The sequence below is a fragment of the Treponema sp. OMZ 838 genome, from assembly GCF_000775995.1.
Lineage (GTDB): Bacteria > Spirochaetota > Spirochaetia > Treponematales > Treponemataceae > Treponema.
Genome location: NZ_CP009227.1, coordinates 2,120,205 through 2,146,319 on the forward strand (window position 1 = coordinate 2,120,205; position 26,115 = coordinate 2,146,319).

Consider the following 26,115-nt stretch of genomic DNA (forward strand, 5'->3'; position numbering starts at 1 on the left):
GTTCAACGTGTACCTTCTATTTTTATGAAAAAGTTCTGACAGATGCTGTGTGCATGGTCTGAGATCGTATTTTTATCTTGAGTGACAAGCGTTATTACTGTGCTGCCGCTTTTAGGCGGTCGAGGCTTTCCGTACTAAGCTTGTCCCCGGCATTAATCCCTGCCCGTCCAAAGTAACCTTGCGCTACTTCAAGGGCATAGCGCACCGAATAAGTGCTGGCGGTAATGTCCAAGCTAAACGGCTGCATATCATAGATTTCTCGGATACGGCCTGTTGAATCGATAAAGGCAATGGAAAGCGGGTGCGGAGTATCCTTCATCCAAAACCGTAATTTTTCATCTCGTTTAAAAACAAAAATCATACCGGTACCGTCCGGTATCTCATTTCGCTGCATAAAACCACGCTGCTGCTCTTGGGCGGTTACTGCGGTTTCGACATCAATGGGAATAGCCGTTTTTGCATTTTTTGATTCGATAAAGATAGTTATGGATGGGGCTTTCGGTCTTTCTGCATTGCTGCAAGATACGGCGGCCACTGTGAAGAGAAGAAGGCATAAAAGTACTGCCCGATATCTGAAGTTCTGTCGTAGAGAATCAAAACACATGATAATGGTTCCTGCCTTTAAAATCCGTCGATAAAGTTTTGGCGGTTTGTTTCGGCTGTGGCTTTCTCGGTAGTGCTTTGAGAAAGCAATTCATTGAATACCGTAAGATCGATATATTTTACGATAAGCGGCCGCTCGATAACAACACGGGTATGTTCATCTTCCCACACAGCCCGCTGTGGGTTGATTGAGACCGGTTCACCGTATTTTTCACAAAATTTGGAATAAACCGAATAGTAATCGACCGTATCGGTATTTAGTTTAAAGATCATTGTATAGAGATTATCTTTATAAAACTGAAACCATGACCTACTGATAAAGTACGAACCTGCCGATTCGATAAGGCTTCTATTTTCTGTCAGCAGCAATGAAACATCCCTTTCGCCGCGGTATCCGAACACAGTATCTTGTTTAAGAGCCTCTTTTACCGCATCGATATTCATGCCAAGCGCGATGCTGCGGTATTCGGCCGGTAATGCGTTTTTTTCTTGTTTTTCGTTTGTTCTCGTTGGCGGCTTTGCCTGTTGTCCGGCAGGTGCTTGAGTTGTATGGACGGATTGTGCCGCCGCCGGCGGTGAAGAAGATTCTGCTGCTGTTAAAGGTACTACAGCGGTAGCAAAAAACAAAACAGCCGTACATAAAAGATATTTCATCTTATACCCTCATGGTGTCCTTATATATTAACGGACAGGTTTTCCGCGGTAGGTCGGTTCATTGGCACGGGATTGCTTGCGAGCTTGTTCAATTTCCTGCATCTTTTTAAAGTACGCGGTCTGCTTCGACAGCTCAAGTGTATCGGTGATAATGATGCTGTCGTCGGTACTGCGCACAATCGGTGTCATTAAAAACTCAGCAATCGCTTGTGCGACCTGTTCTTTAGGAATACTGCACATTTTTGCAAGCTCCGCAGGACCGAACAAAAAGGTGTGCTGCTTGCCTGATCCAGGTTGTATCCGCAGCTTTTCAAGTTGAATGCTCAGCATATCGTACATCTTTTCAAGCGGAACAGGAATGAGCGTATTTGCAAGCTGCTTGTACATCGCCCAAATACGATCCGCAAGGGTAGTAGTTAAGCGGGCAATCAGTTGGGGTTGAGTTGCAACCATTTGGTTGAAGTTTTGCCGATTTACCGCTAAAAGTTGACACTCTTCTGCAGCGGTAATAGCTGTCGCTGACCGCGGTTTATTCTCAAGCAATGCCATTTCGCCGAACATATCACCTTCTCTGAGGACTGCAAGCAATACTTCGCTATTATCTACAATCTTGGAAATTTTTACTCGGCCTTTTTGGATGATATATAATTCGGTTCCCGATTGGCATTCGCAGAAGACCATTGATTCGCGGTTATACACCCGAACCATCTGCTTAGTGTCCGGTTCGAGCATTTCAATCGGTGCTTTCACACCGGTTGACTTTATCGCCATAAAGCGTTTCCGCGCCGTTTCGGCAAATTGTCCGTCCGGTTTTTCTTTTAGATAATGATAATAAGCATACAACGCAAGCTCAAATTTTGACATTTTAAGATAGTATTCACCGATGGTAAAAAGATGGGAGATATCAGTTTCAATATTACGCTTAAGGGTAATTCGGGTAAGCGCTTCATCCAAATACCGCATCTTTTTACTAAAAGAATAGATAATCTTCATTGCAATCGGAGTGTTTTTTTCGATCAGTTCAGGGAACTGTGCATAGTGTACGGCAATAAGCACTACATCGGTAACCGCAATAGCCGTTTCAATCTGACTATGATGTGCCATACAGGCAACAACCCCTAAAAAGTCGCCCGGTCCGAGGAGATTTCCCTCTTCTTCCGCTACAACCTCTTTTTGCTTTGCAATTTGTACTTGACCGCTTTGGATAATATAAAAACGGTCGGTATCGGATTTCCCTTCAATGAGGATATAAGACCCACGTTTAAAATTTACAAAAGATAGTTGAAGCACTTTATTACCCTCTTATTTTTTTTGCTTGTCATTAGGCCTGTCCGATAACTTCGTTGTCGAACAGGTTTATTATAATACCAGGCTGTTGCAATATACGTAAGCCCCTTTATCCGGCAAAAATGATCTCCGGTTCAAGTTCAAAACCGGTTCTATCTTTCACCTGTCTTTGAACTGCCTCAATGAGTTCCACAATATCCCGTGCAGTTGCGGAACCGGTATTCACAATAAAATTCCCATGCCACGGCGCCACCTGGGCGTCTCCTATTCGCAGACCGCGTAAGCCGGCCTCATCTATCAGCTGACCGGATGGTTTTCCGAATGCATGATTATTTTTAAACACGCTCCCTGCCGAAGGGAGTTTAAAGTGTCCCTTCGACGTTCTGTCCGTAATGCGGCTCTCCATTATGTTACGGATGAGTATCGCATCTCCTTGTTCAACTCCAAACGTTGCGGAAACAATTACCGGTCGGTTACCATCAATCGCTGCGTATCGTTTATTTGACGGTTGAAACGGCGATTGTTTATAGCCCCAATCTTCTTTACGGCAATTATATTCCTGCAATGTGCAGCCTTTTTCAGAAAAATACAACGCCGATACGGAAAATAATACATCGGAAATCGATTTTTCGTAACAACGGGCGTTCATAAAGACTGCCCCTCCCACCGTTCCGGGAAGCCCGGCAAAATCTTCCAACCCGGTAAGGCCGTGCTCCGCGCAGAATTCCGTTAGATCTTGCACGAGCGATCCGGCTTCCGCTTGAACAAACAGGTGGCCTGCAGATTCCACCAGCAGGATTTTATTTAATCTACAGGTATGGATAACGGCTCCCCGTATTCCTTCATCCGGAATTAACAGGTTGCTGCCACCGCCTAATAGTATTGCCGGTATGCGTTCCGCATGAATAAACGTCAGTGCCGCTGCCAATTCATCCTGAGATGAAGGCCTAATATATATATCGGCATTTCCACCGATTTTGAAACTCGTAAATGAACTCAATTTTACGTTTTTTTGTATTATATCACAGAATTTAACAGGGAAACTGTTTTTTTTCTCTTTTTCTCCTAGATTAAACATACTAAAACACTATATACTATCAGCGGTATTTATAAAAGACTTGTCTTTTGAAAATATACGGCGCATCTGCGTTGTCGCGCAACGTATCAGAACCGCCATGGACGGCGGTGGGTGCAAGCAGTAGCAAGTTTTTCGTTAGAAAAACTTGTCGTTAAAAAACGTACACGGATGTACGTTTTTTAACAGGCTATTTTCAAAAGGCTTACGGAAAATGTATTTTCAGAAATGGCAAGAAAAATACCAATTGGTTATCATACAGGAGATTTTTTTATGAGTTTACGCATATATAACACATTGGGGCATAAAATAGAGGACTTTGTGCCGGTTGATCCGAAAAAGGTGGGCTTCTACGGTTGCGGTCCGACTGTATATAACTATGCGCATATCGGTAACTTGCGGGCGTATGTATTCCAAGATACGCTGTCGCGCCTGCTGCGTTTTTTAGGGTATCCGGTAACCCATGTGATGAATATAACCGATATCGGTCATCTTTCGGGAGACGCCGATGACGGTGAAGATAAGATGGTTAAGACAGCGAAGGAGCGCGGACAGAGTGTGTTGGAGATTGCCGATTTTTACACTCAAGCGTTCTTTAAGGATACCGAACGGCTTAACATCCGCCGTCCCGATGTCGTATGCAAGGCCACCGAACATGTATCCGATATGATAGAGCTGATCAAACGGATTGAAGCGAATGGACACACGTATTCGGCAGGCGGGAATCTCTACTATGATATTATGACCTTTCCAAAATATGGAGAACTTGCGTCGATTAATCTTGAAGACCTCAAGGCAGGCGCACGCATCGAAGTGGATGAAAATAAGCGGAATCCGCATGATTTTGTGCTCTGGTTTACCAAGAGCAAGTTTGAAAATCAAGCTCTAGTGTGGGATTCTCCGTGGGGTAGGGGATATCCGGGCTGGCATATCGAGTGTTCCGCCATGAGTATGAAGTATCTAGGCGAGCAGTTTGATATTCATACGGGCGGTATCGATCATATCCGTATTCACCATACAAACGAGATAGCCCAGTCGGAAGGGGCAACCGGCAAAAAATGGGTAAAATATTGGCTCCATAACGAATTTTTGGTGATGAACAAGGGGAAAATGTCCAAGTCTACCGGCGATTTTATCACCTTAGATAAGGTGATTGAGGCGGGGTATGCGCCGCTCGATTACCGTTTCCTGTTGCTGGGTGGACATTACCGCAGTCAGCTTACCTTTTCGTGGGAAGCGATGGAAACGGCAAAGAATGCGCGTAAAAACCTTGAACAAAGGATTTCCAATCTGCTGACTGAAGCAAAAACGTTTCCCGATTTCCCCTGTGGCGGTCTAACAGCCGAACAATCGATTGCGCTGCTCCATACCGAAAAAGCACGCGGTTGTTTTACGGACTTTGTGCATGCGCTTGAAGAAGATATTTCGACACCGCGTGCACTTTCCGTGCTGCAGCTGGCCGTTAAAGATAAGGAGCTCGATGCAAGTGAAGCTGTTACGTTAATTCGTATTTTCGATACGGTACTTGCCTTACATTTAATAGAAGAAGCAGAAGCGCTTCATACCGGCACCGAATCAGTCGATAATGCAGAAGAAATCGAACGCTTGGTTGCTGAACGGACGGAAGCGAAAAAGAATAAAGACTTTAAACGGGCGGATGAAATCCGTAACGTGCTGAAAGATCGTGGAATTGCTTTAGAAGATACGGCAAACGGAACGCTGTGGCGTAAGATGTAACCTTTGGGAGACTGAGTTGTTTGATGAATTAGCGCCGTTAGATGCGCTTTCCGATAAGGATTTTAAAACCATTTATGATGCGGTAATACCGGCACTGTACAAGGTTGCCTATAATGTTGTACGGGAAGAAGATGCTGCTGAAGACCTGTGCCATGATGCGCTGATTAAGATGACGGAAAAGGAGATGAAATTTCCGTCGTTAAATGATGCAAAGTATTGGCTTATCAGAGTGGTAAAAAATGCAGCGCTGAACTATGCGAAACGGCGAGTGCTGGAGCGGAAAGTATATACGCGTGCCTTTAAAGAAGATCAGCGTAAAATAGACTCCGGTGAGACTGCGCTCTTGAAAGATGAAACAATTCAAGATGTACAGCATGCATTGGAGCAATTGCCTGAAAAACTGCGGATAGCACTACAGCTTCGTGAATATACCGAGTTGAATTATAAGGAGATTGGACGTATCCTTGGTATTAGCGAAGGAAATGTGAAAGTCCGTATTTTCCGTGCACGGGAATATTTAGCAAAAGTTATAGGAGAAGATAATGTCTACATGCCCTAATAAAGATCTTTTGTCTGCTTATATCGACGGTGAAATTCTGTTCCCTTGGAAAGGAACAATAGAACAGCATTTACAGCAATGTGCTACATGCAAAAAAATATACGGTCAATATATGATGGTGCACCGTTATATGCAAAAACCAACGGCCGAAGCGGAGTTTGATGCGGGGGATTCTTTTGCTAAATTGCTTGAAAAGCGAAATGCCGTATTACAGAATAAATCGCAAACCCAAAAACGGCGATGGGCATTAAGCTCAGGTGAACGGTGGTTTTCGTCTTCCATTCGCATTCCTGTTTCTGCCGCCGCAGCCGCTATTCTGGTTTTTGTCTTTTTGCCGCTTATATTATTCTTCAAAGTAGAACATACTATCAATTCAGTTGCTGCGGCTCAGTCTTCTTTTACTCCGATTATTCCCGTTTCGCTTGAGAAACAAAAGCCTATTACCGAGATAGATTACGGCATTACCCAAACAAGCGGTACTCAAAACTATGCCGTATCGACTAAAGCAGTGAATACTAATGCTAAGTTCTTTACGGTCGGTGAATTTACCCGTTTGTATTCAAAAGATGAAAATTTATTTCAGCCGGTTGAATCTACAGTCGATCTTAAAATTTCTTCTTCGTCGTTTCCGCTTTCATCGGAGTATCAATCGCTTTATATCATCGCTGATCCCAATATAAGAATAAGCAATCGATGAAGCTTTTTTATCTCATAAGAAAGTATCCCTTTTTTCGCTTTCTTATTTTTTCATTTGTTATCGGCGGTATAGTAGCCGGTATTATTTTCTTTTCTCGATCTACCATTCGTTCCAATGTTATTACAGCCGTGTCTCCTCAAGTGACCGTGCCGGGTGAACGCGTTACTGTAGCAGGTAAGAATTTTGGACAGCCTTCAATCCATTCGTGGCTTATGATCGGCAATGACAGAATTAAATCCGACCGGTGTATTGAATGGACTGATACGAGGATCGTTTTTGAAGCACCTGATACTCTCTATGAAGATATGCTGTACGTAGTGACTAAGAATAAGCAAGGAAATGCAGTCATGTTGGTGAATCAGACTGTTTTTCCGGTTAGTTCAAAACGTACCGCAGACGAAAATCTTCCGTTTATCGACTCTTTGGAGACCGATTCGGGCAATGTGGGGGATCTGATTTCCATTCACGGCAAAAACTTCGGTCATGCGCGTAATAATTCGGTTGTACTATTTACAGGAATGCAGAATGCCATTTACGCACAAAATACTGCAAAAGAAGCGGTGTTGACCGGGGCCGAATGCAGCGAATCGGATTTTGATTACGAATTTTGGAGCGATCGTGAGTTGCGGATACGGGTACCCGATGCCGCGGATACGGGAAATGTCGTGATTATTACCGAAGCGGGGATGAGTAATCCTGTAGCGTTCCGGTTGAAAAACAAATACGGTACAAAAACCTATACGAATACGAGGACATATCGTCTTGTTTCCGAAGTTGAAATTTCCGATTTTCTGGCAGAGACGCCGAATACCTTCTTTTTGCAGATACCGTTGCCGCAAAAAATGGAAACACAGCGTACCGTTACTATTAATTCCGTCCAACCGGAGCCGTTTGTACCCTCATATCAGGGTGCGAGTATTTACCGTTTTCATAATGTTGAATCCGGCAGTAAAATACAGATCCGGCAGGAATACAGCGTATCCCGCAGTATAGTTGAAACGAATGTTAATGTTGCGTCTCTCAGGAGGACGGAGCAAAATAATCCGCTTTTGTATGCCGCATATACCGAATCAGATGATTTCCTTCCTGCCGATAACGCAGTAATTAAAAAGATATGCCGGCAGATTGTCGGCTCTGAAACGAACCCTTATAATAAAGCACGGCGTATCTACACCTTTTTAACCTCCGAGATAAAAGCACGGGAAAGCAGCGCGGCAGATGCAGGACGATCTATTCTTACTGCCTTGGAAGAGAAAAACGGCAGTGCCTATGATCTTGCATTGCTGTTTTGTACGCTTGCCCGCGCTGCGGGGGTGCCGGCTATTCCGGCGGCCGGACTATTGGTTGATCAGGAGCAGAAAGCTGTGCTGCATTGGTGGGCAGCATTCTATATAAACGGTTTCGGCTGGGTTCCCGTTGATCCTGCCCTTGCGTCCGGCATTCCTTTTGATACCGGTATCGCTGATAAGGGAAGATGGTATTTCGGTAATTTGGATGCCTATCACATTGCGTTTTCTCGTGGGTATCAAAATCAAGCACCAATGCTGCCGAACGGTAAAACGACGGAAAAAGTTCGGAGCTATGCCTTTCGGTCTATTTGGGAAGAAGCAACGCCGAATATCAGCGGCTACAGTGCACTCTGGCGGATCCCGAAGATAACAGGCGTATACTAAAAAGAATTGCATTTTTTTAAATTAATTATTACATTATAAAGTGAAAAACAGCCTGTAAATGGGCGGTAACTGATAGTGTTTTTTACTTGTTTTATGATCTAAAGTAAACTTCCAATGTGAATGAGGAGGATCTTCATGGTACGTGTTTTATCGGTAGGCGGATCAATTGTGGTGCCTCAACAGCCTGATGAAGCCTTTTTACGGGATTTTGCCGCCCATATACGCAGATGGCTCAGTGTGTCGGCAGAGAGAAAACTGATTTTAGTTGTCGGTGGCGGCGGTCCCGCCCGAATGTATCAGCAAGCATATAAAAATATTACAGATAATACGCCTTCAAATGATGAGGCCGATTGGATCGGTATTATGGCGACACGGCTTAATGCGCAGCTCTTAAAAGCTATTTTTTTGGATATATGTCCTAATCCCGTTGTATACGACCCTACGGCTGTGGAGCTTTTTTCCGGGCAGATATTGATAGCAGCGGGCTGGAAGCCGGGCTTTTCCACCGATAACGATGCTGTTTTATTGGCGGAGCGTTTTTCTGCAAAGCAGGTTATCAATCTTTCCAATATCGAGAAAGTATACACTGACGATCCTAAGAAAAATCCTGATGCAAAACCGATTGATTCGATTTCGTGGGAGCAATTTATTCGGCTCGTTGGTACGGAATGGGTTCCCGGCAAAAATGTGCCGTTTGATCCGGTCGCAAGCCTGCGTGCTCAAAAAGCGGGGATACAGGTAATCTGCGCCGGCGGTACTGATTTGAATAATCTTGATAATATATTAAACGACTGTCCCTTTAAAGGCACGACAATAGGCTAGACGTATGGATTATTATGAGGTTCTGGGAGTTTCGAAAACTGCTTCCGATGAAGAAATAAAAAAAGCATACCGCGCAAAGGCGTTGCAATATCATCCCGATAAAAATCAGGGAAATGCAGCCGCCGAAGAAATGTTCAAAAAGATAAATGAAGCATATTCCGTATTGTCCGATTCCAAGAAACGCGCCGATTATGACCTCGGCGGTACCGCATCGCAGCAATACGGAGCCTATACACAACAGTATGCACGGCAAAATCCTTTTACCTATAACCCGTTCGCAGAAGAAGATGATGATCCGATGTTCGGTCAATCGTATCACTGGACGTTTTACCATTCGCCACAGCAGGAAAACGAACCGGTTTCACGGCGCAGAGGATTGAGCGCTTTACTCGCCGGTATCTTATATCTATGGTTGGGCTTGTTAAGCTTCCGTGTGATATACCTCTTCGGCTTTTTAGGTCTTTTTATCGGTGTGCCGTTGCTGGTGAAAGGTGTTAAAAACCTGAAAATAGCATTTGTGTCATTTTTTAAAAGCAGTTAGCGTTCGCGGAAAATAATTCTTCCTCTGTTAAGGTCGTAGGGAGAGAGCGCAACCTTTACGCTGTCGCCGGGAACAATGCGGATAAAATGTTTGCGCATCTTTCCCGATAAATGCGCTAAAATGACATGACCGTTTTTTAATTCAACACGAAACATCGTATTGGGAAGGGATTCTTTAACTATTCCTTCAACTTCAATTGCTTCTTCTTTAGCCACAATTCCTCCAAAAAAAACACTTGCTTTTTTATTGAAATAACGCGTATAATTGTAGAGTCTATTCATTAGTTTGTCAACTAATGGAAAGGGGCATAAAAAGAAAGGAGTTATAAAAAATAGATGGAAAAAGAGTTTTATCAAGAGATGAAGCAATCGCTGCATGAGCGCCGTGCCGAAATTATCAAAACGTTTGTAGCAAACCATGAAAGTTTCAAACAGATTATTGAATCGGTCGATCCTAAAGATTTCGGCGATATCGCTTCGGAAGATACCGATCGGAAGATGCTGGAAAGCATGAATGAAAAAGATGCCAAACGGATGCAGTTAATTGAATCCGCTCTTGCCCGTCTCGAACAAGGTAAGTATGGCAAGTGCATCAAGTGTGCAAAAAAAATACCGGAAGACCGGCTGCGGGCGATCCCTTATGCATTGATGTGTATCGATTGTCAATCTGAAACCGAACGAAAAAAACGCTAACCCATACAAGGGGAGATACAATGCAAAGAGTTTTTTTATTCATCGCGGGCGGATTTGAAGAAGTCGAAGCGATTACGCCGCTCGATTACTTGCGCCGCTGCGGAGCCGATTTGACGTTGGTTGGAGTCGGTGCAAAAATTATTCGCTCGTCACGCGGACTGGCCGTTACCTGCGATCTTGCCTTATCCGAACTGATCGGAGACGGTGCAGACGCAAAAAAAAATGCCGAGCAGTTGGCAGCAGATACCGTATTGGCAATACTGCCGGGCGGTCTTCCAAACAGTCGTACACTCAGTGAAAGTACTGATCTTCGTTTTTTTATAACCGAGACGGCAAAACACGGGGGATTTGTTGCAGCAATTTGCGCGGCTCCGGCGCTTGCGCTCGGCGAATGGGGTTTGCTTGACGGGAAACAATTTACCTGCTATCCGGGCATGGGAGAAGATTTATCGACAAAACCCGTGACGGGCGCGCGGGTTATTCGGGACGGTCAATTTATTACTGCCTGCGGAGCCGGAGCCGCCGAAGAATTCGCTTTTGCCTTGGCGGATGCCTTGTACGGCGAAAAGAAACTTGCTGAGCTGAAAAGCTCAATCGTCGCCCGGTAGTACGTACGTATTGATAGTATAATGAAGATAAACGGTTATCAAGATTGGAAAGAAGCGATGCTGTTCCTTCCTGAACGGACGTTTTTTCTCTTAGTGCGTCTGTATCTCGGGGAAATTAAAACGCCTTTTAATAAGCAGCGTCTTGTAGAGAGCCTTGGCGGATTTTTATCGAAGCCGGAGACACAGCGGACGATGGTAGAAAGCCTTGACCGCCTCGACCTGCTGATTTTAACAGCCGTTCATACGCTGCCGGTGGCCAACCGCGGCGCATTGCTGATATTTTTATCTTCTGAAACTGCATTACAAACGCGGCTGACCAATCTGGAAGAGCGGCTTATTCTCTATCGGGATAGTTATACCGATGATTACGATCGAGTAATAAACAACTACAAGATTAATCCTTTTTTGTATAAAGCCGTCGAACCTTTGTTGGATTCGCGCTCGCTTTTTTTACCTCAGCAGGAAAAGGAGCCTCAGAGTGAGGCAACGCTTTGCGATGATATCGTATTGGCGGGACTCTACACCTTTTTTCTCAAAGAACCCGATGTGCTTAAAATGAATGGTACTTTTAAAGTGAGAGCCGAAAAGCAGCTTAAAGTGATTTTTCAAGATACGGCAACGGATATCGGCGCTTTTAAAACGCTCTGTACCGGCTTAGAAAATCTCGGTTTGCTGATACGGAAGGATGTAAGCCTTATTCCTCAGCAAGGGCGATGGGAGGAGTTTTTTAAGCAAAAGCCGTTTGACAGAAAGATGTATATTGTTGCCGCAATGTATGGTCATGTACGCCGTGATAGTATGCAAAAAAGGGCACAGTTTTTTTCGGATTTTTTGACCTCCCTTGATCCTCGCGGATTGTATGATGATATTGCGTTGAAACGTTTTTTCGATTTTTTATATATGCGTTTATATGTCGAAACAACCGGAGATGCCTCGATTTTCCCTGATATGATGAGTGAGGATGAACTGCGTATGATCGATACGCTCAAAGCGCTCAAGTTTTTACTGCCGGTTGGAGACTATTGGCAGTTGAATGCTGCCTCTTTTAATCAAGAATCGGTAGAGCAGCGGTTGATTGCCGCTCCTTCATTTGAGATAACGCTGTTGCCCTTTACGGCTCTTGGGCGGATATTTCCGGTACTGAGCTGCATGGAACCGGTATCTATTTTGACAACCGGCCGGTTTAGTATCACACGGACAGCCTGTTTGCGTTGTTTTGAGCGGTGCAGCACCGATAAAGCGTTGATCGCCTTACTGGAGGAAGCTTCCGGAGGGACGCTTCCTCAAAATATAAAGGTAAGTATTTCCGAATGGTATTTGCAGTGTACCGCCGTCGGTTTATACTACGGATTTGTGATAACCGTTGCAGAAGACAAACGGAAGCTTTTTAAGCAAAATGCCGGGCTGCAGGATATCATCTATAAGGAGTTAGCCGACGGTGTATATCTGATAAAGCAAATGGATTTGGATTCGGTTCGCACGATGGTCAAGTCTGCCGGTTTAGATGTAACTTTTTATACTACAGGTTCTACAGACCGTTATACTGCTACCGGATTTTCTTCTATTGAAAATCGGCATTCTGTGCTTGATAATTTTGATAAAAAAGCAAAAAAACAGCATACGGCGCAATGTAAACAGGAAAAAAACTATTCTGAGCATATTCGGGAGCTGCAAGCTGTTGTAGATACGATGCCCATCGATCAGTATAATAAACAAAGCTTAAAAGAAAAAATTGCGAAAAAGCTGATTATCACCAAAGAGCAGCTATATGGAGCGCCGGCTGACAACGAAGTCCGGGAGGTTTCCGGGCTTGATTTTTTAGGCAAAATCCACCTTGCAGAAACTGCGATTACCGATAACAGCCGTTTGGAGGTGTCTATCGATGGTGCTTCCGGACGGCGGACAATTACCGGTATTCCTATTACAATTGAAAAAACGGATCATGATGCGGTATTGGTGATGCAGGGAGAAAATGCTCCATACAAAGAAAAAATTTCGATTGCCGGTATCGTAAAGATGAGAGCATTCCGCAGTTCATTGTTTTCGTAATGCTGATGTCCGGTTCAAACTTTTGAAAAAAAATCCGATATTGTAATCGAGATATTGGGTTTTCTTGCGGAACGAGGAGGGTTTAAGACGATGGGGGCATCGTTTATATTAGCGCCGTCTTTATTGAGTGCAGACTTTTCACGGCTTGCTGAAGAATTACAGTTTATTGAAGCAAACGGAGGGCAATGGGTGCATCTTGATGTGATGGACGGCGCCTTTGTACCGAATTTAACATTCGGCGCTCCCGTTGTACGCAGCTTGCGGCGTAAGAGCACTCTTCCTTTTGACGTGCATTTGATGGTTGCCCGTCCTCAAGATTTTGTAAAAGATTTTGCGGCGGCTGGTGCCGATTATTTTACGTTTCATATTGAAGCGGCAATACATGCCCATCGGCTTATTACGGAAATCCGCGCGGCGGGTATGAAGCCCGGCGTGAGTATCGTACCGTCAACCCCTGTACATCTTTTGGATGAGGTGTTACCCTTGGTCGATCTTGTGTTGGTGATGACGGTTAATCCGGGCTTTGGCGGACAAACGATGATCCCCCACTGTCTCGGTAAAATTGAGAAATTGTGTGAGTACCGTAAAAAATACGGTTATCGCTATTTGATTTCGGTTGACGGCGGCGTCAATGCGGAAACGCTTCCTGCTGTATGTAATGCAGGTGCCGATGTTGTCGTTTCGGGATCATCTTTTTTTTCCGGAGAGATAAAGAAATGAAAAAAAATTAGTATTGGTTTATCTTGTGTGTTTTGGTATATGCAGCCTTTTTGCAGGCAACGATGACTTACTGGCCGGTCTTGATGCGTATAGCCGCGGTGAGTGGACTGCTGCTGTGGAATCATTAGAACGGGTGATTACTACGGCAGAACCGAACGACCGTACTGAGGCGCTCTATTGGCTCGTAATGTCCGAAACTTCTGCACAAAACTATGAGCGTGCATTGGAGTATGCCGATGCGTTTTTGGAAGCAGCCCCTGAGGATGAACGTGCCGCCGAGGTGAGCTATCAAAAAGGACGGCTTTTACATCTGTCGGGCTGCTATGATGCATCATCGGAGAACTTCTATGAATTTATTGAAAAGTATCCCGACCATCCTAAGATTCCGTCCGCTCATTATTGGATAGGGGAAAATTTTTACGCAGCGGGGAATCACGCCGAAGCCCGCAAAATTTTTAACGACGTTGTAGTAAATTATCCGCAGTCGGGAAAAGTAAACGAGGCACGATATAAAATCGTACTTATCGATCAACAGGCGGTTCGGGAGGAACTTTTGCGGATGGCGAGCGAAACCCATTCCGCATCGGCAGAGGCTGAAAAAATATCTGAATCCACCGAACCGGAGCCGAAATCCGATAAAGCCGCCCCGAAATCCTATGAAGCAAGTGCCTCGATTGCGTCAGACAGCACGGACAGCAATACCGCAGATGCACTGATTACGGATGAAGCTGTTATAACGGTTGCTGGAGATACTCCCGATACTACCGCGGATGCCGGCAAACCCGATACAACCGAGACAGCGGTTGCATCAGCCGAGCGTACGGAAGCTGCACCGGTTGCGGAGGCTGCACCAGTTGTGGATGCTGCTCCGTTACCGGAAGAAGAAAAGCAGACCGAATACTTTACCGGCCGCTTAGCGGCATTGGAGAAAAAAATCAATGAAATTTCCGCAACGCTTTCTCTGATTGTTGAAGAACAAGAAAATCAGCGTATACGGGAACAGCAGCAACAAAAAGAACAAAAAGAAGCAGAACGGCAGAAACTTGAAAGACGTCGTCAGGAATTGGCAGAGCTGATGGCTCGTACCAAGACCTTGGAAAAACTTTATGAACAGCGTACAAAAGGAGCAAAATAATGCAGATACTCAATAAAAAGATGATTCTATTGTGCCTCTCGGTATGGTTGCTGAGCGGATTATTTGCAGCGGAAAATACAGTCGAAATGGTCAGTGATCCGCTCAAGCTGGTTATTTACCCTAATACTGGTAATTTCTGTTTATATCATTCGAAGGCCGAAGATGCACGCTCGTATGAGCCGCTGTATGATGACCGCTCTCAATCTTCCGTGAATCTTTATTCAGTGCTCTTTAATGGAGAGATACACCATCTCAATAATAAAAGCGGGAAGAAAATTATTATTAGCCAGTCAAAAAATGAGATAACGGTTATGTTCCAGATCAGTATGGACTTTTTGGCGACGCAGACGTTTTCATTTGTACCTTCAAAACAGCGGTCAACGGGGAAGCTCTTAAAGGTCGTAACCGAAATTCAAAACATTTCGGGAGATATTGCCGATATCGGTTTAAAGGCGTTATTTGACACGTCGTTGGGTGAAAAGAATCTTGTTCCGCTGTATACGGACTTACGCAGCGAAATCGGAGCGGAACTGATGCTGCAGCCTGTATTGGAAAAAGATTCCGTTATCTTTTCTGCGGATAGAGGATATGCCTGCCTCTTCTTCTTACGAAATGAATATGCGACAGTACCTACATCCGTATATATTGCAAATTGGGAGCGGCTGGTAACAAAGAAGTGGCTGCCTTCTTATGTAAACGGTAGATCCTTCCGTAAGTATGCATTTTCCGATCCCGGGCTTTTATACGTATGGTCTGAAAAGAAGATTCTTTATAAAGAGACGTTCAGTGTTACAAATTGCATCGGTTTTTACGATTACCGGAGTACAGCTGATAGCGTAACGGCATATTCGGCGTATACTCAACAGGTAGCGGGAGAGACGGTTGTGCCCGTTGCAGCACCGGTTATTAGCAAGCCTACCGTTACTACCGTTTACCGGGCTGCTCCCATAACTCAACCGGCTGCTCCTAACACACAGCCGGCGGATAGTTCTGTTTCTTCGGCATCTGCAGAGCAGTCTGCTGCCGTTCAAGCCGCCGAACAGAATCCACCGGTAAAACCGGAAGAACCTAAAAAAGATTACCGGTATGTGCAGGAGCTGTTGGATAAAATTGCGGAGCTTGAAAAATCGTCCGACTCATTATCCATGGAAGAGATTGCAAAATTACGTATAGAAGTAGATAACGCAATAGAGGCTATGCAGGAACAATAATGCCGTCATCGATTCTTGAACAAGCAAAAAAACAATTTGCGAAGGGGAATTATCAACAGGTCATTAACTTATTGGAACCGCACGTTACGCAATACGTTGTGTCGGGCGATACCAAAGATGTCGTGTATAATGCTTCATTTAACAAATCGTTTCCTTTTTATTTGTATTTAGGACTTGCTTGTTTACATGCCGGGGATATCGGCGGTGCCGTTGATTATTTGACCTGTGCGCGGCGTATTAAAATGACTGATCCCGATTTGCTGTGTGCGCAGGCCGTGCTGTTTTTACGGCGCGGTGATACTGCTCGTGCGATCGACTATTATTTGGAAGCCATTGAGTATAATCCTAACCATGAATTGGCACGCAGCGGGTTGGAGTTTATTCGAACTCATAATACGCCGGAGGCAATAGGAGACGCCGTTCAATCGGGCGAAATAAAGAAGTTTTATCCCCGCCCCGGTGTGCAGGCCTATATCAAAAAAAGAATAATCTTGTTTGCCTGCTTTGTAGCTGCAGTGTTTATTGCGGCGATTGCAGTAACGATATTGATAAAATATCCGCTGTCAATACGGACTCGGAATAATAATAGAGCCGACCTTTCGGCGTTCACATTGCTGTCGGATGAAAAAGCGCGTCCGATTGATACGGGCGGAACGTATCGGTATACGCTTTCTGAAAAAGAGGTACTTGCGGCATATCGGAATGCACAGAAATATTTTCAGGATTCACGGGATAACCTTGCTCAAATTGAAGTTAACCGGATTTTGTCTTCAAATGCCGCTCATTCGATTAAACAAAAAGCTCGATTGTTGATGGACTATTTTGCAACACCGGGCTTCGATACTGTTCGGGATATTCCTACCTACAGCGATGTGCGGGCTGATATTCCGCTCTATCTTGATTGCTGGACAATTTGGTCGGGGCGGGCAACAAATATACAATCGGGTGGGGACAATACGAGTTTCGATCTTTTGGTAGGGTATAGCGAGCGCATTCAGCTGGAAGGTGTTGTCCCTATCTTTTGTAATTTTTCGGTCAGGATAGATTCTGAGCGCCCGATAGAAGTATTAGGGAAAATTCAGCAGCGGGGCGGTATCCTTTTTTTAAAAGCTGCCGGTATTCATCAAAGCCAAGTACCGGAAAACAAACGCTGATTGGAGAAAATATGTATACGGCGGAAAAAGTACGGATAGGCGGCAAGGGCAGCGTTCGGAGTATTGAGCTTGGCGGAGATAGTCCTATTGCTATCCAGACTATGTGGAAACAGCCGCTGAGCGGAGATACCTTGCAGGAGACGGCACGGAAAATTGCCGAATTGGAGCAGCTCGGTTGTGATATTCTCCGGTTTGCCGTACCGGATTCCGAAAGTGCCGAAGCGTTTGTCAAGCTTACCGGAATGACGCCGATGCCGCTTGTTGCCGATATTCACTTTGACTATCGACTTGCGTTGCGCTGTATGGACGGCTGTGCTGCAAAAATACGTATCAATCCGGGAAATATCGGAACGGAAGATCGGGTAAGCGCGGTCATTAAAAAAGCACAGGATACCGGTACCGTACTCCGCATCGGTGTCAACAGCGGCTCTCTCCCCGCCGATATACGGAACCGTATGGAGCAGGAAATCCGCGAAGGACGCAATGCAGAGGAGGCGAGGGCAGCCGCATTGGTTGCCGGGGCGCAGCGGGAAGCGGCGCTTTTCGATAAACACGGCTTTACGCAGTACCTTGTGTCGATGAAAGCCTCATCCGTAAACGAAACGATTATTGCCAATGAACTGTTTGCTGCCGAGTCCGCTGCGCCGCTCCATTTAGGTGTTACGGAGGCGGGGCCTTTGGTTTCGGGCATTGTCAAAAGTACGCTCGCATTTTCAAAGCTGCTTGGACGGAATATCGGCGCTACCGTGCGGGTAAGTCTTTCCGATACTATGGAAAATGAGGTTATTGCAGCGCGGGAAATTTTGACGGAATGCGGTAAACGGAAAGGCGGTATCAGGTTGGTGTCGTGTCCGCGCTGCGGCCGTAACGGTTTTGATGTTCACGGGTTCGTTGCACGCTGGCAGCACCGGCTTTTTGCTGAGAAGAAAGACTTGACTGTTGCGGTGATGGGATGTGTTGTCAACGGGCCGGGCGAGGGAAAATTTGCCGATATCGGGATTACCGGTGCGGAAAACGTTATCCTGTTGTTTAAGCGGGGCGTTATCGTTCAGCGTATCGATATACAAGGCTTGACGGAAATGGAAAAAAATACGGTTGTCGATGCAGCCTTTGAAAAGGAGCTGAGGAGTTTATGAAAAAGTTAGTAATAGCATGTTTTACAATCCTTATCAGTGTGTGTCTGTATGCACAAAAAGTATCGACCGACTCGTTGGAGTACCCTTGGCATCTGCTTGAGCAAGGAAAGGTTGCGTATGAAGGACGGGAATTCGGCAAGGCTCTCCTTTTGTTCAGACAAGCGCGGGAAATGCATAAAACACAGGTAACCGCTCAATATGATTATCTTTTCGCCGCACTTAAACCGCATCAGGTACGGGCTGCCGGTGATCTTATCTCGGATGTATACCGCGTGTTGGAAAAGCGGCAGGATTATGAAGCCTGTGCAATTCTTGATAGAATTTTTCTTATTCATCCTCCTGCTTATTTTGATAAGTCGATTTCTGCAGTACTTACATGGTTAAAAAAGAGCGATGTCTATCCTGAATGTGATTATCTTATCGGGAAGGTTTATGAGCTTGAAGGAGAGCTTACTCAGTCCCGCAGATTTTATCAATCTGCATGGGAAGCGAGAGAATTTTTATACATCCCCGATATGCGGTTTGAAATTATTTATTCGCTTGCACAAATTTCCGGTTTATTAAAGCAATATGACGATCAGGAAAAATACCTTCTCCTTATTTTAACGGAAGATCCGGTGTATGGAACTACCAATGTAGAAAGTCCGACATTGAGGGCGATGATCCATACGATTAAAAATGAACAGACGGTTGAAAAGTTTTTTTCATTATATCGGCATCATAATGATATAGCGCTTCGTGCTTATATTGAACTGACCGATATTTATCTTCGTGCCGAAGAATACGATCGCGCATTTAGAACTGCGCTGCTCGGCGCCGATATTGCCGTTACGTATTTAAGCAATACCTTGAAAAAAGCTGATTTTATGTATACGTACAGTAACTTTTCCGATCTATTGCAGAGAATCGGTACAAATAATGAAATCTTACAATGGACGGAAACCAAGCAAATTTGGAATGTCTTTTTGCAGTTCGCAGATTTGTTGTACCGGCAGGGATTTGTCGTACAAGCAAATGATCTCTATCACAAATTGTCGGAGAGCTGTCCTTCTTTTACGTATGCAAAGGAAGCAACTTACAGGCTTTTTCAAACTTTTTAAACGAAAAGCACTGCTGCATCGGCAGTGGTAAAACCGGGGAGATGGAAGATGAATATACACGACTACGGATTTTATCGGGTTGCTGCGATAGTGCCTTCTTGTGCAGTTGGCGATTGCACCGGTAATGCCGAACGGATTATCGGTGCATTGCGGAAAAGCGCCGAAATGGGAGCCGATATTGCCGTATTCCCCGCATTGGCTCTAACATCCGCCAGCTGCGGTACTTTTTTCGGACACCGGTCATTACTGAATGCTGCTGAAGACCGGCTTGCGTATATCGTCCGGCAAACTTCCATGGAGCCGATTATCGGTGTGGTTGGTTTTCCGTTCTTTTTTTCGGGTAATATCTACAGTGCTGTTGCCGTCTTCAGTAGAGGAACTATTTACGGCATTGTACCGCTGGATGGAACCGCTCACTCCCGCGTTTTTTCCATGTATGACGGAAGAGAATCTTCGGCAATTCTTACCGGTTTGCAAAATACGGCTATTCCGTTCGGTTCCGATTTGCTGTTTGAAGTAGAAAAAAGCCGGTTTTCGTTTGTAATCGGCAGCCCAAAAAATGTACTGAATCAAAGTCAAGCCGGAACTAAAAATGCTTCTCCGGATGCGGGCAACGTCCTACCGGTAACCGGATCGGCGTTATACATTGAACCGCTCGCACAGGCTTCGTTCACCGGGTCTTTTACAGAACTTTGCCGTAGCGCTGCAGCCCGGTCAAAGCAAGAAAGAAATACGGTTCTGTTTGTCAACGCTGGTTGGGGAGAGTCTTCAACCGACACTGTCTGTGCGGGCGAGCGCGGCATTTACGAAAACGGCGAGCTGCTTGCGGCGGCAAACGGGTTTGAACTGTCTTCTTTTAATAAAACAGGCGATTTCAATTTTTCCGGCTATGAAGATGACGCCGCTATTACCCTTGCAGATATGGATTGCGAAGCGCCCTCCAGTCTCGGCCGCAGTTTATCGGTTTGCCGCCGTATTGTCATTCCTGCCATACCTTCCCGAGGGGTTCTACTTGTTCGTCCGCGTAACCCCAATCCGTTTATTCCGCTTGCGGTGCAAAATAACGAGCAAGCATGGGAAAGTTTTTTCTCACAGGTAACGGAGCTTCAAGCGCGCGGACTTGCAAAGCGGTTGTACCACACCGGTTGTAAAAAGACAGTACTTGGGATTTCCGGGGGTCTGGATTCCACATTGGCGCTCTTTATTGCGATACTCGCTTCGCGAATGCTCCGTCAGAAAGCCGATTCGGTTACGGCAATTACCATGCCCGGCTTCGGAACAACGGACAGAACCAAATCCAATGCGCTTAAACTTGCAGAATTACTCGGCTGTACCGTTCTTTCCATTCCTATAGAAAAGGCGATGCTGCAACATTTTGCGGATATCGAACACCCCGCAGATCTCTGTAATACGGTCTACGAAAACGCGCAGGCACGGGAACGAACTCAAATTCTGATGGATAAAGCAAACCAGCTTGGGGCGCTGCTTGTCGGGACTGGGGATCTTTCCGAATCCGCGCTCGGATGGGAAACGTATAACGGCGATCATATGTCGATGTATAATGTCAATGCCGGGCTCCCAAAAACCATGTTACGCCATTGCATCGGCTATATTGCGGCATATCCGTCAGTATTTTTACCGGATGCCGATAAGCATACCGAATTCCGCGTTATTGTGCAGGATATTCTCGATACGCCGATCAGTCCTGAACTGCTGCCTGCACAAAAACAAGTCATCACGCAAAAAACCGAGGATATACTCGGCCCCTATGAGCTGCACGACTTCTTTTTATATTATCTGCTGCACACGGATTTTAGCCCTGCAAAAATCCTTTTACTTGCAGAGCATTGTTTTTCTACGGAGCAGCGGTATAACCGTCAGCAGATACTCGGCTGTATGCGTATTTTTTACCGACGCCTTTTTTCTCAGCAGTTTAAACGTTCCTGTGCTCCCGACGGCGTGCAGGTAGGATTCGGCAGTTTCTCCCCGCGGGGAGCATGGCAAATGCCGAGCGACATGAATGCCGCCGTATGGCTTGCCGAACTTGAAAAGTTGTCGGAAGTGTGATATATCTTTCTAATGTTTCAAACAATTGCCGCGTGGATAGGACAGTATATTTCTTATTTTCCATTGGTTATTTTTATCAGCTTGTTTCTCGGAGGATTCAATCTTCCGATTTCGGAAGATATCATTGTTATTACTGCTGCTTTGCTCTGCAAACAAGAGAAGGCCTCTATTCCTGCCTTCTATGCTGCTCTTTATTTCGGTGCAGTGATCAGCGATTATCTTGTGTACTTTTGGGGATGGCTTTTAGGGCGCGGCAGAATTTCGGAGAAATTTTTTTCAAAATTGATAAGTGAAAATAATATAAGGCGTATTTCCAGTGCACTTGAACGGCACGGCTTTCTAACTTTTTTATTCGGGCGTTTTATTCCTTTCGGTATACGTAATATTATTTCAATGACATCCGGCTTTGTTAATTTTCCGTTTTATAAGTTCGCTTTTTTTGACGCTATTGCAGCGGTTTGCAATATTTCGGCTTTATTCTGGCTCGTCTACTTTCTTGGACAAAGGGGCAGTCATTTTATGAAGATCATCGGAATTGTCCTTTTACTTCTTTTTATCGGCTTCAGTATTTATGTTATGCGATCGGAGAAAATCTTTAAATCTTCACAAAAGAAATACAATGCCGAATGATGTACTTATAGAAAATAGATATATATCGGTAAAGAGGAGACTGTATGAATAAATTAGCAATTATTGGTTTAGGTGCGTTCGGTGTCCGTATGTTGGAAGAACTGCTCCATTTTACCGATGAAGTTATCATTATAGATAAAGATCCTAATCTTATTAAAAAGTATGAAGGCAAGGCCGTTAAAGGCTCTGTCGTTAATATTACCGATGAAGAGAGTCTCCGTAAAAATATTCCTCAAAGAATCGGTACTGCTATTGTTGATCTGGGCGGTAGGATTGAACTTTCGCTGATGGTAACCAAATATTTAAAGCAGCTTGGTATTAAAGAGATTGTTGTAAAGGCCGAAACCGACCAGCATGAGAATCTGTTGTCCATGGTTGGGGCAACTAAAGTGATTTTTCCCGACCGGGAAGCGGCAAAGCGAGTGATGCCGATGCTGGCATCGACTCTATTGTTAAATTTTATGCCGATTTCAGCGGATCTTGCATTGGCTGAGGTAAGCATTAATGAAAAATATATCGGTATGACTCTTCTTGAAGCAAATCTGCGGAAAGAACTTGGTCTCAATGTCGTTGCAGTACGGAAGCAAGACTGCGAAAGTTTTGAATTTATTGAACCGGACTATCGTTTTGCCGCAGATGATATTCTCCTCTTAGCAGGCTCGGAAGAGCATATTTTTGTTTTTTCTCATCATAAGGAAGATTTACATAAAAAAGAACATGCAAGCCTTTTCCGTATGCTTTTTCCGCGCTTTCATCTCTAAATATAGAGGCTAAAAAAGATATATTGACGGTCAGCTCGGTTTATGGCATTATAAATCACTTATGCAAAGACTAAGGAAAACGCTCTCTATTGCGGTTGTTATGATGTTTTTAACATCATTTCCTATTTTCGCCCATGACTTTAGTTTTGGGGTAAAGCTATTCGGCTTAAGTATCCATCCAAGTGGTGCCCCAAATTATCGGCTGTTTCCATGGAAGCTTGATCCTAAGGGTATCGTTGTCTTTAATCCTGGAGTAACGTTAAATTTTGAATATTTTGTGTGGCGGGATATTATTTCCATAAAAGTGGTACAGGGTCTTTATGGTGATTGTGCGATGCAGTTTGCGGGCTTTTCTCATCTTGGTTTTAGGGTACGCTTTTTAAAAATCGCTCGGTTCTCGATGAATGTAGGCATAGGACCGACATTTTTATATAAGCGGAGTTGGTATAAATTACCTAATTATGATCCTTCTTCAGAGTCTTATAAAGGGGGAACAAAAGGTGAGGATTGGCAGCACCTCTTTTATTGGTATGCCGGCGAAATTGAGACAAATATTAAGGTAAATGATAATTTTGATGTTTCTATTACCGTTATCCCGGGGATACCGGAAATAATCAATTTCAGTGCAGGTTTTCGGTATAATTATCACGGAAAAAAGGTATAAACCTCATAGTTTCTTAATCTAAATTTCAATTTTGTTGATTTGTCGTTCCGCATACGGCCAAAAGAAATGCGCAATAATACCGCTTGCGAGCAGCGGAATACCCGCAAAGCACGGCAGATAGTAGTCCTGCGGTATGGATATCAGCAATGCTGCCGTTATAGTGATGCTGAACAGCAGTAGGTCGGAAAATAGCATAATGATAGTGTTGAGATTATGCTTGACTGCCCCTACGGGCGTGTCCCAGTGGAGTTTGGGATGGGCGGTATCCAGCATCAGTGCAAGAAGGTTGCAGAAAAGGGCAAGCGAGAGTGCAATTAGCAGTGCTGCTATAGCGGCTGAAGGCTTAAGAGAAAAAAGCAGGGTCGTGCCTCCAACGCCAATGAGTGAACCGATACCGGCAAAGAGCATTGCATGGGCGAGCTTAGCTTGCATATAGTGCTTTATCGAAAGGGGAAGGTTTTTTATCAGCCAAAGATTTTTTGCATCACGGGATACGGCTGTTGCTGCTGTACCGGTTGCCGAGCCGAGAAAGGCTCCACATACTCCTGCAATCACAAGTCCTGTAGTGCTTTGCATAAATAATTCTGCCTCCGGCGGCAAAGTAAGCGAGCCGGTAAGGTACATAATGCCGTAGATGAGTGGCAGTAGTATCATAGTGAATGGGCCGTTTAAAAGATAAGCCGGCTCGCGGTTCATCATATGAATTTCCCGTAACAGCAGCGTACTAAAGGCTGAGCGCTGTGTGAATCCGCGGCGGATAACCTTTACTGTTTCGGAAGCTGTGAGCCGTTTTAAGGCCTGTTCATCAAACCCGTCTAGTGTCTTTTCATACACCCCCGAAAGCAGCCCGATTATTGCTATCGGCACGGCAATGCAGACTGCGAGAAACGGCAAAAAAGAACCGATTGCTGTAGAAAGAGAGTTTGCTGAAAGGGCTGCTGCAAAAAAACGCACGGGTAACAAACAGCGCGTAACGGCAGCAATAAATGGCCGGTAGCGTGTAAAAGCTTCTACTAAGTCTGAACTCCCGTGCAGCATATTGATTGATTGTACAAAATAATTGATTCCGAGTGCTATTACGATGCCGAGTAAACCGGTGATCATCATTACGAATCGGCGTTGCTTAAAAATCTTCGTTATCCTCATAACACCGATATTGATTAGATAGCATAGTCCGATAAGCGGCAACGGAAAAAACACGGCGCCGGTTACTGCCATGATATAGAATGGAGCCTGGGAGTGTTCATAGTGTCCGTATACTGCTGCAGTAACTCCAAAAAAACTCACCGAAATAATCGCAGCCGGTAAACAATGTGCAAAAAATTTTGCACCGAAAAAAATACGGGGCGGAATAGGCATTGCGCGCAGCGTTTGCTCGATGTTACCGATAAAGTAAGTAGAAAGCGTCAGTAAAAAATTGGAAATAAAGAGAAATACAAAGAGCGCCGTTATTTCGATTTCAAAGAGGAGGTGTTGCATCCCTAAGGGCTGTAAGCTCTTGTAGAGATTCACTGCAATCATTCTGAACAATGCGATAAAGCAGCCGCCGATGTATATCAAAAAAAGGATAAAAAGTCCGGTTTTAACGATAGACACGGTGGTGTCTGCATTTTCGGTAATATTGTCGGAACTTTTTCTGTTTCCGGCGATAGCTTCCGTAATATTTTGTGCCGCTTGCTCTTGTTTGTTTCGGCTGCTGCCGTGAATACGGCTCTTTTTTTCCCGGATAAAATCTTGCCACCGGCTAATACCGAATACCATCATCGCATATATGCGGAATAGGGACTTAAAAACTGCAATATACTGTATGCCGATTTTGTTTTTTTGATGCATATACATATACCTTTGCGGCTATTATAATACGGTTATCACTTTTCTGCAATTTAGCATCTTAAGCTGTAATTACACAGAAAGACAGGCGGAGAGATGCTGTAACAGCTTTTCTCTGCCCGTTTTTTTTGTAGAAGAGGTTACGATTATTTCATCCTTGCTGCATTCAAAAAAGGACGCAAGGGCAAGGAGCTGGGTTGCCTGTTCATTTTTACTGAGCTTATCGGCTTTGGTTGCCGTCAAGACAGCGGGTATGTTGTGTTCCCGGAAAAACTGTAAGGTTTGCAGTTCTATTTCAGCAGGATCCCGCCGGATATCCATCAATAAAAATACTGTTTTAAGTGTGGAGCGGGTTGTGCAGTAATCATACAGCATAGCGTCAATCCGCTTCCGTTCCGCTTGGGATACTTGCGCAAAGCCGTAGCCGGGTAAGTCGGCAACGCAAAACGATTCCGCACTTGGCTGCTTGCCTGCCGGAGCATTCACCGCAAAAAAATTGATTTCTCGTGTCATGCCCGGCTTTGAGCCTGTTTTTACGAGGTTTTTCCGATTAAGAAGCATGTTTATCAGCGAAGACTTACCCGCATTGGAGCGTCCGAAAAAAGCAAACTCGGGAACGCCTATCTGCGGGAATTGCTTACTGTTAATTGCCCCTTTGATAAACTCGGCGGATACGATCTTGAGCATACCGGTTGTGCTAATTCCCTCGG

At 44.8% G+C, this 26,115-nt stretch carries 26 protein-coding genes; 19 read left to right on the forward strand and 7 right to left on the reverse strand.

Features of this window, described 5'->3' with window-relative positions; all coding sequences use genetic code 11:
* Positions 1-94: 94 nt before the first annotated feature.
* The 4 genes from QI63_RS09665 to murB all read right to left on the reverse strand — a co-directional run bounded on the left by QI63_RS09665 (position 95) and on the right by murB (position 3,622).
* On the reverse strand, positions 95-604 hold the full coding sequence (locus tag QI63_RS09665) for a DUF192 domain-containing protein (protein ID WP_044015898.1): 510 nt from the start codon (positions 602-604) through the stop codon (positions 95-97).
* 17 nt (positions 605-621) lie between these two features.
* Positions 622-1,257: a hypothetical protein gene (locus tag QI63_RS09670; RefSeq protein ID WP_044015900.1), complete on the reverse strand. Its 636-nt coding sequence runs from the start codon at positions 1,255-1,257 to the stop codon at positions 622-624.
* 27 nt (positions 1,258-1,284) lie between these two features.
* The gene (locus QI63_RS09675; RefSeq protein ID WP_044015902.1) at positions 1,285-2,547 is read right to left on the reverse strand and encodes a cyclic nucleotide-binding domain-containing protein; all 1,263 of its coding nucleotides are present in this window, start codon (positions 2,545-2,547) and stop codon (positions 1,285-1,287) included.
* Between the two features lie 106 nt (positions 2,548-2,653).
* Positions 2,654-3,622 (reverse strand): UDP-N-acetylmuramate dehydrogenase, encoded by a 969-nt coding sequence (murB, locus tag QI63_RS09680; RefSeq protein WP_044015904.1) that lies wholly within the window; start codon positions 3,620-3,622, stop codon positions 2,654-2,656.
* Between the two features lie 270 nt (positions 3,623-3,892).
* Between murB and QI63_RS09685 the strand changes: the two genes are divergently transcribed.
* The 6 genes from QI63_RS09685 (at position 3,893) to QI63_RS13470 (ending at position 9,648) form a co-directional block, all read left to right on the forward strand.
* A complete protein-coding gene (locus QI63_RS09685; RefSeq protein ID WP_044015906.1) occupies positions 3,893-5,356 on the forward strand; it encodes a cysteine--tRNA ligase in 1,464 nt (487 codons plus the stop codon).
* Positions 5,357-5,372: 16 nt separating this feature from the next.
* Positions 5,373-5,915 carry an RNA polymerase sigma factor gene (locus QI63_RS09690; protein ID WP_044015908.1) on the forward strand — a complete coding sequence of 181 codons (543 nt, stop codon included), beginning with the start codon at positions 5,373-5,375 and terminating at the stop codon, positions 5,913-5,915.
* Positions 5,899-6,612 (forward strand): anti-sigma factor family protein, encoded by a 714-nt coding sequence (locus tag QI63_RS09695; RefSeq protein WP_044015910.1) that lies wholly within the window; start codon positions 5,899-5,901, stop codon positions 6,610-6,612. Before QI63_RS09690 ends, QI63_RS09695 begins: the two co-directional genes overlap by 17 nt.
* Positions 6,609-8,285: a transglutaminase domain-containing protein gene (locus QI63_RS09700; protein ID WP_044015912.1), complete on the forward strand. Its 1,677-nt coding sequence runs from the start codon at positions 6,609-6,611 to the stop codon at positions 8,283-8,285. Before QI63_RS09695 ends, QI63_RS09700 begins: the two co-directional genes overlap by 4 nt.
* Positions 8,286-8,420: 135 nt before the next feature.
* Positions 8,421-9,107, forward strand: coding sequence for a UMP kinase (gene pyrH / locus QI63_RS09705; RefSeq protein WP_044015914.1), 687 nt, complete (start codon positions 8,421-8,423; stop codon positions 9,105-9,107).
* 4 nt (positions 9,108-9,111) lie between these two features.
* Complete coding sequence (locus tag QI63_RS13470; RefSeq protein ID WP_044015916.1) at positions 9,112-9,648, forward strand: DnaJ domain-containing protein; 537 nt, start codon at positions 9,112-9,114, stop codon at positions 9,646-9,648.
* On the opposite strand, the gene infA is transcribed toward QI63_RS13470, so the two are convergent.
* The gene (infA, locus tag QI63_RS09715; protein ID WP_016523428.1) at positions 9,645-9,863 is read right to left on the reverse strand and encodes a translation initiation factor IF-1; all 219 of its coding nucleotides are present in this window, start codon (positions 9,861-9,863) and stop codon (positions 9,645-9,647) included. The genes QI63_RS13470 and infA overlap by 4 nt on opposite strands.
* 120 nt (positions 9,864-9,983) lie before the next feature.
* Between infA and QI63_RS09720 the strand changes: the two genes are divergently transcribed.
* The 13 genes from QI63_RS09720 to QI63_RS09780 all read left to right on the forward strand — a co-directional run bounded on the left by QI63_RS09720 (position 9,984) and on the right by QI63_RS09780 (position 23,575).
* Positions 9,984-10,340, forward strand: a complete 357-nt coding sequence (locus tag QI63_RS09720; protein ID WP_044015918.1) for a TraR/DksA family transcriptional regulator — start codon at positions 9,984-9,986, stop codon at positions 10,338-10,340.
* Positions 10,341-10,360: 20 nt separating this feature from the next.
* Positions 10,361-10,948 carry a DJ-1/PfpI family protein gene (locus QI63_RS09725; RefSeq protein WP_044015919.1) on the forward strand — a complete coding sequence of 196 codons (588 nt, stop codon included), beginning with the start codon at positions 10,361-10,363 and terminating at the stop codon, positions 10,946-10,948.
* 21 nt (positions 10,949-10,969) lie between these two features.
* Positions 10,970-12,997, forward strand: coding sequence for a hypothetical protein (locus QI63_RS09730; protein WP_044015921.1), 2,028 nt, complete (start codon positions 10,970-10,972; stop codon positions 12,995-12,997).
* 90 nt (positions 12,998-13,087) lie between these two features.
* Positions 13,088-13,717: a ribulose-phosphate 3-epimerase gene (gene rpe, locus QI63_RS09735; protein ID WP_044015923.1), complete on the forward strand. Its 630-nt coding sequence runs from the start codon at positions 13,088-13,090 to the stop codon at positions 13,715-13,717.
* Between the two features lie 25 nt (positions 13,718-13,742).
* Positions 13,743-14,852 carry a tetratricopeptide repeat protein gene (locus QI63_RS09740; protein WP_235619684.1) on the forward strand — a complete coding sequence of 370 codons (1,110 nt, stop codon included), beginning with the start codon at positions 13,743-13,745 and terminating at the stop codon, positions 14,850-14,852.
* Entirely contained in the window at positions 14,852-16,063 is a 1,212-nt protein-coding gene (locus QI63_RS09745; RefSeq protein WP_044015927.1) for a hypothetical protein, read from the forward strand. The genes QI63_RS09740 and QI63_RS09745 overlap by 1 nt, the downstream gene beginning before the upstream one ends.
* Entirely contained in the window at positions 16,063-17,217 is a 1,155-nt protein-coding gene (locus QI63_RS09750; protein ID WP_044015929.1) for a tetratricopeptide repeat protein, read from the forward strand. The genes QI63_RS09745 and QI63_RS09750 overlap by 1 nt, the downstream gene beginning before the upstream one ends.
* Positions 17,218-17,228: 11 nt before the next feature.
* On the forward strand, positions 17,229-18,353 hold the full coding sequence (gene ispG / locus QI63_RS09755; protein ID WP_044015931.1) for a (E)-4-hydroxy-3-methylbut-2-enyl-diphosphate synthase: 1,125 nt from the start codon (positions 17,229-17,231) through the stop codon (positions 18,351-18,353).
* Positions 18,350-19,453, forward strand: coding sequence for a hypothetical protein (locus QI63_RS09760; RefSeq protein WP_044015933.1), 1,104 nt, complete (start codon positions 18,350-18,352; stop codon positions 19,451-19,453). Before ispG ends, QI63_RS09760 begins: the two co-directional genes overlap by 4 nt.
* Before the next feature lie 48 nt (positions 19,454-19,501).
* The gene (locus tag QI63_RS09765) at positions 19,502-21,520 is read left to right on the forward strand and encodes an NAD(+) synthase (protein WP_044015935.1); all 2,019 of its coding nucleotides are present in this window, start codon (positions 19,502-19,504) and stop codon (positions 21,518-21,520) included.
* A 12-nt stretch (positions 21,521-21,532) separates the two neighbouring features.
* The gene (locus QI63_RS09770; RefSeq protein ID WP_044015937.1) at positions 21,533-22,150 is read left to right on the forward strand and encodes a DedA family protein; all 618 of its coding nucleotides are present in this window, start codon (positions 21,533-21,535) and stop codon (positions 22,148-22,150) included.
* Between the two features lie 44 nt (positions 22,151-22,194).
* Positions 22,195-22,911 (forward strand): potassium channel family protein, encoded by a 717-nt coding sequence (locus tag QI63_RS09775; protein ID WP_044015939.1) that lies wholly within the window; start codon positions 22,195-22,197, stop codon positions 22,909-22,911.
* A gap of 100 nt (positions 22,912-23,011) precedes the next feature.
* Complete coding sequence (locus tag QI63_RS09780; RefSeq protein WP_235619685.1) at positions 23,012-23,575, forward strand: hypothetical protein; 564 nt, start codon at positions 23,012-23,014, stop codon at positions 23,573-23,575.
* A gap of 18 nt (positions 23,576-23,593) precedes the next feature.
* On the opposite strand, the gene QI63_RS09785 is transcribed toward QI63_RS09780, so the two are convergent.
* Positions 23,594-25,414: a putative ABC transporter permease subunit gene (locus tag QI63_RS09785; RefSeq protein ID WP_235619686.1), complete on the reverse strand. Its 1,821-nt coding sequence runs from the start codon at positions 25,412-25,414 to the stop codon at positions 23,594-23,596.
* Between the two features lie 63 nt (positions 25,415-25,477).
* The gene (gene yihA, locus QI63_RS09790) at positions 25,478-26,092 is read right to left on the reverse strand and encodes a ribosome biogenesis GTP-binding protein YihA/YsxC (RefSeq protein ID WP_044015945.1); all 615 of its coding nucleotides are present in this window, start codon (positions 26,090-26,092) and stop codon (positions 25,478-25,480) included.
* Positions 26,093-26,115 lie beyond the last annotated feature (23 nt).